The organism is Cytobacillus gottheilii (assembly GCF_018582665.1).
Classification (GTDB): Bacteria; Bacillota; Bacilli; order Bacillales; family Cytobacillaceae; genus Cytobacillus; species Cytobacillus gottheilii.
Genome location: NZ_CP071709.1, coordinates 1,445,446 through 1,458,228, shown reverse-complemented (window position 1 = coordinate 1,458,228; position 12,783 = coordinate 1,445,446). Strand labels below are relative to the sequence as shown.

12 protein-coding genes are annotated in these 12,783 nt (G+C 39.3%); 3 read left to right on the top strand and 9 right to left on the bottom strand.

What is annotated here, in order from left to right; translation table 11 throughout:
- Positions 1-84: 84 nt before the first annotated feature.
- Both J1899_RS07175 and J1899_RS07170 read right to left on the bottom strand, forming a co-directional pair.
- Positions 85-1,026, bottom strand: a complete 942-nt coding sequence (locus J1899_RS07175; protein WP_214478214.1) for an LCP family protein — start codon at positions 1,024-1,026, stop codon at positions 85-87.
- A gap of 701 nt (positions 1,027-1,727) precedes the next feature.
- The gene (locus J1899_RS07170) at positions 1,728-3,713 is read right to left on the bottom strand and encodes a S9 family peptidase (protein ID WP_214478213.1); all 1,986 of its coding nucleotides are present in this window, start codon (positions 3,711-3,713) and stop codon (positions 1,728-1,730) included.
- 233 nt (positions 3,714-3,946) lie between these two features.
- Between J1899_RS07170 and J1899_RS07165 the strand changes: the two genes are divergently transcribed.
- Positions 3,947-4,345 (top strand): YhjD family protein, encoded by a 399-nt coding sequence (locus J1899_RS07165; RefSeq protein ID WP_066447720.1) that lies wholly within the window; start codon positions 3,947-3,949, stop codon positions 4,343-4,345.
- A gap of 109 nt (positions 4,346-4,454) precedes the next feature.
- On the opposite strand, the gene J1899_RS07160 is transcribed toward J1899_RS07165, so the two are convergent.
- The gene (locus J1899_RS07160) at positions 4,455-4,994 is read right to left on the bottom strand and encodes a competence protein ComK (protein WP_214478211.1); all 540 of its coding nucleotides are present in this window, start codon (positions 4,992-4,994) and stop codon (positions 4,455-4,457) included.
- 193 nt (positions 4,995-5,187) lie between these two features.
- On the opposite strand from J1899_RS07160, the gene J1899_RS07155 reads away from it, so the two are divergent.
- Both J1899_RS07155 and J1899_RS07150 read left to right on the top strand, forming a co-directional pair.
- Complete coding sequence (locus J1899_RS07155) at positions 5,188-5,424, top strand: IDEAL domain-containing protein (RefSeq protein WP_214478210.1); 237 nt, start codon at positions 5,188-5,190, stop codon at positions 5,422-5,424.
- Positions 5,425-5,596: 172 nt separating this feature from the next.
- Complete coding sequence (locus J1899_RS07150) at positions 5,597-6,955, top strand: IS1182 family transposase (protein ID WP_214475360.1); 1,359 nt, start codon at positions 5,597-5,599, stop codon at positions 6,953-6,955.
- 122 nt (positions 6,956-7,077) lie between these two features.
- Here the strand turns inward: J1899_RS07150 and J1899_RS07145 are convergent, their stop codons facing one another.
- The 6 genes from J1899_RS07145 to J1899_RS07120 form a co-directional block, all read right to left on the bottom strand.
- Entirely contained in the window at positions 7,078-8,370 is a 1,293-nt protein-coding gene (locus J1899_RS07145; protein WP_214478208.1) for a M48 family metallopeptidase, read from the bottom strand.
- 112 nt (positions 8,371-8,482) lie between these two features.
- Positions 8,483-8,788, bottom strand: a complete 306-nt coding sequence (locus tag J1899_RS07140; RefSeq protein WP_066447730.1) for an AzlD domain-containing protein — start codon at positions 8,786-8,788, stop codon at positions 8,483-8,485.
- Positions 8,778-9,512 (bottom strand): AzlC family ABC transporter permease, encoded by a 735-nt coding sequence (locus J1899_RS07135; protein ID WP_214478206.1) that lies wholly within the window; start codon positions 9,510-9,512, stop codon positions 8,778-8,780. The genes J1899_RS07140 and J1899_RS07135 overlap by 11 nt, the downstream gene beginning before the upstream one ends.
- Positions 9,513-9,715: 203 nt before the next feature.
- Complete coding sequence (locus tag J1899_RS07130) at positions 9,716-10,510, bottom strand: ABC transporter ATP-binding protein (protein WP_214478205.1); 795 nt, start codon at positions 10,508-10,510, stop codon at positions 9,716-9,718.
- Positions 10,485-11,492 (bottom strand): ABC transporter permease, encoded by a 1,008-nt coding sequence (locus J1899_RS07125; protein WP_214478203.1) that lies wholly within the window; start codon positions 11,490-11,492, stop codon positions 10,485-10,487. Before J1899_RS07125 ends, J1899_RS07130 begins: the two co-directional genes overlap by 26 nt.
- 28 nt (positions 11,493-11,520) lie before the next feature.
- Positions 11,521-12,510, bottom strand: coding sequence for an ABC transporter substrate-binding protein (locus J1899_RS07120; RefSeq protein WP_066447739.1), 990 nt, complete (start codon positions 12,508-12,510; stop codon positions 11,521-11,523).
- Positions 12,511-12,783 lie beyond the last annotated feature (273 nt).

Sequence of the window (12,783 nt, the reverse complement as noted above, 5' to 3'; positions counted from 1 at the left end):
AAATCACCTTTTCTCTCCTAAAAAAACAGCATAATACTCTCTATTCTTTCTCTTTACCTCATTTTCTGCCCTTCTACACTCTGCTTATTCTGATTGAGATAAAAACTCGCGAATTGCTGTTTTATTCTGCTCTAAATCCACTGTAAGAACTTGTGCCCCATTGATTGTCGTTTCTTCAAATGCCCCATCAACAGGAACCCGCATTGTTTGGATATCAGGCGCACCGCCTGTCAAAACATCTTTTCCCATGTATAACATATTGCCTGTCCCCATATTTGTATTAATATATGGCGTTACCACACCAACTAATTTCGGGAGCTTTGTTATTGTCTGCAGGCTAGTAAACTGATTCGCAACCTCTTTAAGTACCGTTTGCTGGCGTTCGACACGGTTAAAATCACCTCTGGCATCATGACGGAAACGAACATAACCGAGTAAATGCTTTCCATCTAAACGCTGCAAGCCCGGCTCAAGTGTAACACCGATTTTTTCACTCATTGCTTTTTCTACTTCTATTTCCACACCGTTAGGAAAAGCTTCATCAATCACATGAACAAAACCATCAAAATCGATAATGGCATAGTATTGTAAATCGATATCGAAATTTTCTTTAATGGTTTGTCTTAATAACTCAGGACCGCCTTGAGATAATGCTGTATTAATTCTGCTTTCACCATAACCTGGAATATTTACATACATATCCCGCATAAAAGACATCAGCTTATATGTGCCGTTGTCAGGATGATATTGAGCCACCATAATGGTATCTGCTCTTGCATTTTCTTCCCCGCGTGAATCACTTCCAAGAAGCAATATATTTGTTCCGCCGTATTGGTCCTGTTCACCATTAAATTCATATTCTTCTTCCTGCACTTCTGATTGCTCTTGCGCTGCTGACATACCTTGTTTAAATTGATAATAGGAATAAATAAGTACAGCGGCAATGATCAGCAATAGTATTGCAACGATGGACTTCCATCTTCTCTTTTTTCTTTTCTTCACCATTTGGTGTCTTTCAGATCTCATGATATAAAATCCTTTCTGAATACAAAATACAACTATTGATTGTTTTATAAGAAGAGAAATCAATTTCTCTCGAATAGTAAGACTGCATTTTTATATAAAAAGTTTCCTTAAAAATGTGGTATTTTCTGCCTTCCTCTTCTATTTTGCCTCTATTATAATTTTTTTGCAATTCACATACTTCTATTAATGATATATGTGCTTATTAACTTTATTAATAATATCGAAATATTGAGCTTGTCCTTTAAAGACGCTGGGACAAAACGAAATTAATTTAAACAAGTCCGTTCCACTGCGCTGCGGACCCTCGCTTTCCGAGGGTAGGAAGCTGAGCCTCCTCGGCACGCCTGCGGGGTCTCACCTTTTCCTCTATTTCCCTCCGGAGCCTGAGGGTCCTCCGCTCCATTTCACTCATGTTAATAAAATACATTTATAATCACAAATAAAAAAAGATTTTAGAAACCACCTAACAACAAGAAAAATATGAAATAATTGATTATGTTCTACAAACATTTACCGCAGATATCAATCACTAATCTAATGCAAATTAAAAGAAATCATATTTAAAAATGTATACATCCAATAGTTGTTGTAGTGCAAACTTCGGCTGTACTGAATCATTAGCTTGCTTCTATTCTATCTTAACTATAAGAACAAAAGAAAACACCGCAGCCAATTAGGCAAATACGGTGTTTTTTTCTTTTTTATAAGTGGTCATTAAACCAGCCTGTAATATAGTTTAGTCTGTCTATTCTCAAGTTCGGCTTTCCGCTTCTTGATAGTTCATGATTGGCTTCTGGGAAACGAACGAATTTCGTTTCTTTTTTCCGGTGCTTTAGGGCAATAAATAATTGCTCAGCCTGCTCAATTGGACAGCGATAATCCTTTTCACCATGCAAAATGAGCAGAGGTGTTTCTATGTTATTTACATAAGCAAGCGGGGAATGCTTCCATAGTTTCTCAATATCATTCAAGTCGGCTTGAATTTGCCAGTCAGTGAAATAATAGCCGATATCACTTACACCATAGAAGCTGATCCAATTAGATATGGATCTTTGTGTTACAGCTGCCTTAAAGCGATTCGTATGACCAACAATCCAGTTTGTCATAAATCCGCCATAGCTGCCCCCAGTAACACCGAGTCGATTCTCTTCAATAAAATCATAGTTAGCGAGGACGTGGTCAACTGCTTCCATAATATCTTCGTAGTCCTTGCCGCCATAATCTCCTCTTACTGCATCAACAAACTTCTGGCCATATCCATGACTTCCGCGCGGGTTGATAAATAGGACTGCATTTCCTTGTGCTGTAAGGCATTGGAACTCATGAAAATACGAATTAGCGTACATTGCATGTGGCCCGCCATGGATCTCCACAACAAGAGGGAATTTTTCTCCTTCTTTATATCCAGCCGGCTTCATGAGCCAGCCGTGAATGTCCCAATTATCGGAAGACTTAAACTGCAATGGCTCTGCGTCAGCTAATTCAACTTCCTGTAAAAACTCAGCGTTGACACTTGTAAGTCTTTTTAATTCTCCTGTTGTGATTGTTAAATGATATAAGTCACCAGGCTCCGATGGTTTACTGATCGCAACCACAGCTTTGTCAAGACTTCCTCCGGTTGTCAGTCCATATACATGCTGACGTTCATGAAGGGCTGGATACATTTCTCCATCAACAGAACCATAGTAAACAGCTGTACTGCCATGATCCGTTGTAAGGAAATAAAAACTGCGGCTGTCTTCTCCCCAAAGAATGCCCGGATTAACCGCCCCCTGCTGGAAATCACCAATGGCAAAATCGCCAACAAGAGTATCCCATTCTTCAGTCAGACATGTTAAGGATTCTTCTTCAAGCTGATAGAGCCAGACTTTTGTTAATGTGGCATTTTCATATTCTCGCGTATGTCCTGTCATTGCTAAATATTTACCATCCGGAGAATAAGATATATTTCCAAAAAAGCCTGTACCATTGGTTAGATTTTTCAGTTCTTTGGAAGATACATCTAATAAGAAGACATCATTCTGAAAAGAGAAATCTAAATCCTCTGCTAAATCTGCAGTCACAATTAATTTTTCTCCATCAGGCGACCAGCAATGTACATGATAATCATGCTGCCCGGACGTGACCAATTCAACTTCTCCTGTATTCACATCAACAATAGCAGCATACTTGTATTTGCCATCCCAAAAGCCTGCAGCATCGGACTTATGCTTCATCTTATCAATTTCTAGAGGAGCCGGCTTTTCCTTTTTATCTTTTTCAGGCTGATCTGAAACCGCCTCTCCCTCTTTTAAAGAGGTGTTAAAAGCAATTTTTGTTCCGTCTGGCGACCAAATTGGATTTGACGCACCATGAAGGCATGTTGTTACCTGACGAGCTTCACCGCCATCTTTATTCAATATGTATATTTGTGATTTTTCATCACGGTCAGACACAAAAGCAATCCTCTTTCCATCAGGCGACCAGCGCGGAGAATGATTTCTTGCCTTTCCGAATGTCCATTGTATTTCTTGTCCTTGCTCTGTATTCATATAATAAATATTCGAGTTATACCCGTTTTTCTCTTCGCTGGCAATCGTTTGGGTATAAACTAGGTCACTGCCGTTAGCAGCAAGCTGAGGATCCACAACCGACTTTAAGTTATATAAGTCCTCAGCCTTTATATTGCGCAATTGCTTCTTTTCCATCTTTTCATCCCCTTATTTAATATTACACCCCCAATATTTCGACATCTGAAATAAATCCCCTTCTTATTTCTACAATTTTTTTTAATGAGATAGACATATTAAGAATAGAAGCAAATTCCACATCATCACAAAATAAGAAAATGATTTTTGGGAAACAGTTGCGATGTTAAGAAATCCATTGTAGAATAAAAATAAGAACATGTGTTCTATTTTAAGTGAGGGAGCAGGAAATCATGACGAGAATTCCAGAAGCAGATCGGGACATCATGGAGCAAGCCATCTATTTGCCGATGGTCTTAACAATATTAAACCGCGATCTTCAAGTCATCCAAAAGAGCCCTTTTAAATTGAAGCAGCCTTATTTGAATTTAGTGGAAGAAACACTGAAGGTGATCCAGAGGGAACTGGCTGAGGTTAAACAGTATATGAACAAAAATCGCCTGAAAGTACAGCAGATCAAGAGTGATGATGCGTTCACCATGTTTATGTTTCTATACAAAGGATATGAAGAGCATCATAATTATTTTAATCCGCGGATCCGCAATAAAGTTCAGGAGCTTCTTGAATATTATTTATTCAAGAGATACATGATCCAGCTAAAGATTTCTGAACGGAAACGCTCTGAAGCATAAACTTTTAAAAAGTGAGGAAATAGAATTTGTCACATCAGCAAACTAGCAGTTCCAGGTGTCTTTCCATGACCTCACCTGCTCAGGTTACACTATTGGTTGCCTTAGGATCTCAACCTTTTTTAGCCGCCGACATTCTTGGTCTATTTTCACTTACAAAATAAATGGTTTTTCTTTCTGATTCTTCAATTCTGCTCATTAAGGTTGTTTTTAATAGTGCCGTACGCAGGAGCTGGTTTGTAAATGTATTGTATGAAACAGGCAGCCTGAGACTAAGCTTATTTCTGAACGTGATCTCTGTTTCTCCGCCTTCAATACGCTTATGTGAAAAAATATGCTCAGCTGAAATCCAAGTACATTCAATATTATGGGCAGATGCGGTAGGGAAAAAGTAAATATAGTTTGTGGAGTCAATGGTGATTGGTGCCTTATGAGTAATTCCAGTCAATTGCTTTGTGCCTTCTTTACGGCCTTCATAGCTTGATCCAAAGAACCTGCAGCCTTCCTTTATAATATCCAATGGTTTAAACGGGGAAGTCACTTCCTCATCTAATTCAAAAATTTGGGAGTATGTTTTACTGCCATATTGAATAGGGCGAATTAGCATGGTGTTAGGATTGATTTCATATTCCTCAATAATTGATTTACCCATTCCTTTCAGCTCCTTTTACCTAATATCCCTTCAAGTATAACGAATTGTACAAGACATGAGGCTTAATTGTGCCAATATTCCTAAAATGTTCACATTTCACCCCAGTAATATTTATTTTCTAAAAATTCAAAAATCTAATGATAGCACATGCTCTTCGCACATACACTATTAAAAAGCAGCTGAGGTGATTTTCTTGAAAGATCAATCAAACACCGAACTGATGAAGGCTCGCGCGATGAAAAGAAAAAGATTGAAAGAAGATTTTATTCTAGAGCTCTATATTGACATGCTCGTGTATGAAGCTGAATTACTGCATAAAAAAGATTTACTGCTGAAAAAGATTGACCTTGCCATCGATCAGCGTGATAAGTCCCAGTTTATGACGCTGGCTAAGGAATATGCAGGGCTCACCAAACAATTTGGAACGTAAAAGAAAAACCTCTCCTGCCAACGATTGCGGAGAGGTTTTTTCTATTGGAAGGAACGAGCAGAATTATTGATTCTGCTCGTTTCAGACTGTAGACAAACTCGATGAAAATCGAGTTTGCCTACAGTCTTTTTTGTTTTAGAATAAAAGGAGAATAAGGTTAGAGGTGATGAAGATGCTTTCCAAACATAATTCAATTCAACGTGATCAGCTTGAAATGGTTGCGTTAGATCAACTGGTACCTGAAAACCATTTAGTACGAAAAATGGAGGCTGCAATTGACTTCTCCTTCATTTATGATTTAGTAAAAGATACATATTCAGAAGTAGGTCGTCCAAGCATTGACCCGGTAATTTTAATAAAGCTTACTTTTATTCAATATACCTTCGGTATTCGGTCCATGCGCCAAACCATTGAGGAACTAAAAACAAACATGGCTTATCGCTGGTTTTTAGGATATGGATTTTATGATAAAGTTCCTCACTTCTCTACCTTCGGTAAAAACTATGAGCGTCGTTTTAAAGATACTGATCTATTTGAACAGATCTTCTATCGAATCTTAAAAACGGCCACGGAAAAGAAATTAATTAGCGCTGAACATGTTTTTATTGACTCGACACACGTAAAAGCAAGCGCGAATAAACATAAATTTGCGAAGAAAGTTGTGCGTAAGGAAACACGCGCATATCAAGAACAGCTTCAAACAGAAATCAACGATGACCGTGAAGATCATGGGAAGAAGCCATTTCCACCTGATAAATTTGAAAAAGAGGAAACAAAAGAGATCAAAGAAAGTACCACAGACCCAGAAAGTGGCTACTACGTCAAAGACGAACGCACTAAACAGTTTGCTTATTCGTTTCATGCCGCCTCTGATCGCAACGGATTTATCTTAGGAAATATAGTTACACCAGGAAACATTCATGATAGTGGAATCCTTGAGCCTTTAGTTGAACGAGTGATTGATAGAGTTGGAAAACCTGAAGCCGTTGCCGCAGACGCAGCTTATAAAACACCTGCCATCACGAAGTACTTAATTGAACATGAAATAACACCTGCACTCCCTTATACACGACCACGTACAAAGGATGGATTCTTCCGAAAGCACGAATATGTTTATGATGAACATTTTGATTGTTATATTTGCCCAGCGGGCAAAATTTTGAACTATTCAACTACCACCAAGGAAGGCTACCGTGAATACAAATCATTGAAACAGACTTGTGCCACTTGTTCATTATTGCACCAATGTACACAGAGTAAGAATCACCAAAAAGTGGTGACCCGGCATATTTGGCAGGAATATGTGGAGGAAGCGGAACATCTTCGCCATCACAAAGATGTAAAACCAATATACGCAAAGCGAAAGGAAACGATTGAACGTGTTTTCGCTGATGCAAAAGAAAAGCATGGAATGCGTTGGACAACGTTAAGGGGACTTAAAAAATTGTCGATGCAAGCGATGCTTACTTTCGCGTCCATGAATTTAAAGAAAATAGCCAACTGGACGTGGCAGGACCCAAAAACAGTATAAATCTGAGGATAGGATAGCTGCATTCTGTCCTCTAAAGGAATAAAAATAGAAAAAAACTTCAAAAGGGGTTCGGAATGAGACCATTCCGAACCCCTTTTGTCTACAATCTGGAACGAGCAGAATTATTGATTCTGCTCGTTTTTTTCTTGGTTTCTTTTTTCGATTTCGAATTCCTCGAGCATGGAAATCCGCTCAAGCATGGAAGGATGTCCATATCGGAAGATCTTTACTAGAAGCGGCGGGTTCACTTGACTCCGTCCTGCACGAGTCAGCTCTTGAAAAGTGGCAATGGCTGCGTCCGTGTTTTCAGTCATCTCAATCGCATAAGTATCTGCCCGTGTTTCCTGATATCGGGAAACCAGATTTTCAAAAGGACTTGCAGCAAATAGCAGCATTGAAACAATCATTAAAAATAACGGGAAAGAACGAATATCATGAACCGCTGGAATTCTTAGCGCTTTGCCAAAACGGGCAACAACCGCTTCCATTATTTTCGCAGCTAAAAACAAGCCAATTAAGGTGAGCAGCAAATAACCAGCAATGCCAATATAAATATGCTTTTCCACATAATGAGCCATTTCATGTGCCATGATGAAGAGAATTTGCTCATCATCCAGTCTGTTTAACGTCGTATCCCAAAGCACGATTCTTGAATTAGAACCAATGCCCGTCACATAAGCATTCAGAGCATTTGTTTTCTCAGCCATATTTACTTCAAACACATGCTCAGCAGGAATATTCGCCTGGTCAGCAAGGTTTAAGATCTTCTCTTCAAGCTCTTGGTTTTTTAACGGGTAAAAGTCATTGTACAGCGGGTCAATGATCACCGGCTGTAAAAACATGATAAATAGTGAAAATGGCACAGATAGAAGCCAGGCGTACAGCCACCATCGTTTGATGCTTTTTTGCATGAGCCAATAGAGGACGGCTGCAATGACAGCCATTGTGCCAAAATTAATCCAGAAATCGATTAGCTCATCCTTCATCCAGCTGCTGAAGCTTTGTGTTGATATATTATAGGTTTTAGATAAGGAATAGCTGATATAACTTAAAGGCAATGTTGCTGCAAATGCAATAAATGAAAGCCAGGCCACATATATAATGATTTGCACAAATTTATATGTTGAAGATTGCTCTGCCCATTTTTTAAAAACGCCTGAAAGGCCAAATAATAAGATAAAAAGATAAAGGAGCCATTCAAATGGCGTTGACAAAAAGAAGAGCAGATTTCTAATTTTCGAATATTCCTCACTCAGCATCAGCTCTCTGCCATTTAAAAACGTGGCAGGGTCTGCGCGCGAACCTTCATATTCAAACGGAAGACTTGCATCCGCAAAATAAAATAAATACCAATAAAAAAATAACCCATATAAACAATAGGCTAAAATTCCATATAAGCCAATTTTCCTTGCCATCTCATCCCCCCTTGTACAAACTTGTCATTATTAGTGTAGTATAAAACACAAAAATTAGAACTGTTAATTTGGACAATCCGAAGATGAGATTACATTTTATGAATAAAGAAGACTAAATCAAATAAGAATAGACTGCTAAACAAGCAATTGATCCAAGAACCACAAAAATGACATTCACCCCTAAATACGCCAATATAAAGGCTGCACTGGCTCCAAGCAGACCAAACCAAATATCTTCCCCGATAAATAAAACGCCAGGGAAAATTAATGCGCCTAAGGTTGCATAAGGAACATTTTGCAGGACACCTTGAACAAAGGAAGGCAGCTCTGCCCCTTTAAAAAGGAGAAAAGGAAGCAGGCGCGGAAGATATGTAACAACACCCATTCCAATGATCATCCACATGATTTCACTGCTCATTGTACTTCCTGCCTCCTTCTTTTATGTATTGTACAGCCTCAACTACTACTGCAGAGATAAGTGTAGCAGCCACAATCGACCACCCTGTAGATAAACTCTCAGTAACTGTGAAAATACTATTCAAGCAGGCTGAGGTTGCCGCAAGAATGACCACTTTCACCCCTTTTTTTATAGAAGGCACAAGCAGTCCAATAAACATGGCATAAAGAGCGACCGACATGCTGTCTTGTAACACAGCTGGGATGCTCGCACCAATCACATGGCCAACTCCCGAGAAGACAACCCAGCTTGCATAGGCAATCAGATTAACACCCAGCATATACCCTGCTGTAATCTTCCCTTCCTTTACAGCAGCTATAGAGAAAGTTTCATCCGTAATGCCAAACGAATAAACAGCCTTCGATAAGGTTGAATCATCCTCTGCTTTTTCATTTAGAGCTGCTGACATCAGAAAATGTCTGATATTCACAATAAACGTTGTCGTAATGATCTCAAAAATACTCGTTCCTAATGTAAGCATGGTCAGCGACATATATTGAGAAGCACCAGCAAACACAATCATACTCATCATAACAGTTTCCGCAAGCGTTAAGCCTGTCGACTTAGCTAATAGACCAAACGTTAACGCGATCGGTGCATAGCCGATTGCGATCGACAGCCCTGAATGCAGCCCTTTTTTAAAATCAGAGGGAGAAGTCTGTTCTTTCATTGCAATTTCAGTCATACTGTAACCACCTTACTAAAAAGTGTAAACAAAGCGTAATGTTTTTTTCACTGAATCTTCTATCATACATATACACATTCTAACATTTCTATTATATATACGTTACTCGCTTTCAAGCCATTATGTATTACCAATAAGGAGTATTTATTCATGCAAAGGCAGGATCACCCAAGTAGCTGATCCTGCCTTTTTCGAACATATCATTAAATTAAAATAGCTTGGTCATTGGTTAACTGTTCACCACGAATGCGCTTGAATTCTTCTAGAAGACTTGTAACAGTCAGCCCTTGCTTTTGCTCTTCAGTTGCTTCCATAATAATTTGGCCTTTATCCATCATAATCAGTTTATTCCCAAGATCAAGTGCCTGCTGCATATTATGGGTCACCATTAAGGTCGTAAGTCCAAAATTGGCCACAATGGTTTTCGTCAGTTCTGTAATCAGCTCGGCTCTTGAAGGATCAAGTGCAGCCGTATGCTCATCCAGCAGCAAAATTTTCGGTTCAGTAAAAGTCGCCATTAATAAGGACAATGCTTGACGTTCTCCTCCTGATAAAAGACCAACCTTTGCCTGCAGGCGATTTTCCAATCCTAAGTGAAGCATTTCGAGCTTTTCCTGAAAGAAACTGCGTCTGTTCTTTGCTACTCCCATTTTCAATCCGCGCCGGCGTGTTCTCGTATATGCAATAGCCAGGTTTTCTTCAATCGTCATGGAAGGAGCTGTACCAGCCATAGGATCCTGAAAGACTCTTCCGATAAGCTCTGAACGTTTATGTTCTTTCCAAAACGTTACATCACTTTCAGCGATCCTGACTTCCCCAACATCAGGTATCATTTTTCCAGAGATTACATTCATCAATGTAGACTTGCCTGCACCATTGCTGCCAATGACGGTCATAAAGTCACCAGGTGCAAGGTGAAGATTGAGATTTTTGAGCGCCGCCTTCTCGTCCGCGGTTCCCTCATTAAATACTTTATGAATCTGTTTTAGCTGCAGCAAGCTGTTCACCACTCTTTTCCATCATGTTTCTGCTTACCTCTGCCATTCTTCTTTTACGCCGCTGCCTTTCACGCTGATTTTCAATCAGCTTTGGAATGACAAGAGCACCGATGACAATTAAAGCAGTAATAAGCTTCATATCTCCTGTATCAAGAAACTCTACACGAAGTGCCAGCGTTACAATTATTCGATAAAGGATTGCTCCGCCGATGATGGCAAGTGTTGCTCTCATAATTGTTTTTGCCCCAAAGACGGCTTCACCTATAATGACAGAAGCAAGCCCAATTACAATCATTCCAATTCCCATGCCCACATCACTAAAACCATTATATTGGGCAATTAATCCTCCAGAAAGGGCAACGAGTGCATTGGATAATCCAAGGCCAAGCACCTTCAATAAATCTGTATTGGCTGAGAAGCTGCGAATCATTGTTTCATTATCTCCTGCCGCCCGAATGGCCAACCCGATATCTGTTTTTAAGAACCAGTCAATCAGGAATTTAAACAAAAAGGCAAGCAGCAGCATCAGGATAATAATTCCCCATGTTTTTGGAATAAATCCTGGCATCATACTCTCCAAAAACTCATCAATCCCTAAGCTTTTCCAGAATGAAGTAAGCTTTGTCATCATCGTTTCTTCAGATAGTAAAGGTATATTTGATTTCCCCATTATTCTTAAGTTAATTGAATATAAGGCAATCATCATAAGAATCCCTGATAATAAAGGATTAATTTTTCCTTTAGTATGAAGCAGACCTGTTAAGCAGCCTGCCAGAAAACCGCTGAGCATGGCTGCGGCAGTGGCGATAAATGGATTTACTCCTCCGACGATCAGCACCGCAGCAACAGCTGCACCAGTCACAAAGCTGCCATCGACCGTTAAATCGGGAAAATCAAGGATTCTAAATGATAAATACACGCCCAATGCCATTAAGGCATATATCGCACCTGCCTCTATAGAGTTAAAAATTGCAATAGGCATAAAAGCTCTTCCTTTCTATTTGCCGCTATTATTCTTCAAACTCCGCAATCTCTTCCCATTCTGTCTTTAGTTCTACACCCATTTCAGCTGCAGCGTTTTTATTGATTAATAGCTTTAGATTTTGAGGATATTGAACAGGAAGCTCGGAAGGCTGTTTTTCTCCCTTTAATACTTGTGCTGCCATGATGCCTGCTTCATAGCCAATATCATCATAATTAAATCCATATGCAGCAAAGCCCCCGCGGCTGACAGAATCCAATTCCCCAACAAACAGCGGAAGGTCCTCATCATTTGCGACTTGAATAACAGATTCAAGAGCTGAAACAACGGTATTATCTGTAATAATATAGATCATATCTGCTTTACCAATTAGAGATTCGGCAGCCTGCTTTACTTCTGATGAATTTGAAACCGTCGCTTCTACAAGTGATAAATCTGTAGACTCCATTGCCTCTTTTACAAGATTGATTTGCGCAACAGAATTTTGCTCACCAGCATTATAAACCACTCCAACACTGTCACCGTCCATCTCTTCGTCCATAAACTTAACCGTATTAGGAATAGCATCTGGATGATTATCGATCGTACCCGTAATATTTTCACCTGGCTCATCCACTGACTTTACCAGCTCAGCACCAACAGGATCTGTAACAGATGTAAAGATAATCGGAATATCACTTGTCGCATTCAGAGCACTTAGTGCACTTGGAGTTGAATTAGCAAAAATCAGATCCACACCATCTCCAACAAAATTATTTGCAATGGTTTGATTATTATTTTGATCTCCCTGTGCAATTTGCACGTCATATTCAACTTCAAGACCTTCCTCTTCAAGCGCCTTTTTAAATCCTTCAAACGCAGCATCCAAAGATGGATGTTCAACCAATTGTGTAACACCTATTTTATAAGCATCCTCACCACCGCTATTACTGTTTGCATCATCACCGCTTGCAGAACTTCCGCAGCCGCTGAGCAGCAGCATACTTAATAACCCTGCACTATAAATTAATTTTTTCATTTCTTGCTCCCCCTCTACTTTAACGCTTTTATGCTTTTATTCACTAAATTATAAATCCGAAGCAAAGCAAACACAAGAGATTTTTTGTAATTGGGAGATAATTATGAAATTTTTATGTCAAGAGTTGTACATTTAAAATAAGGTTGCGGGAGTACTGCAGATTATAGCATCGTTGATTGAGGGGATTTATCAGGGGAATTCCGATTACTTTATGATTGAATTTGCATTTTTTTATTCTAAAAATGAGGAAGATTCCCTTTAAATCGAAGTTTT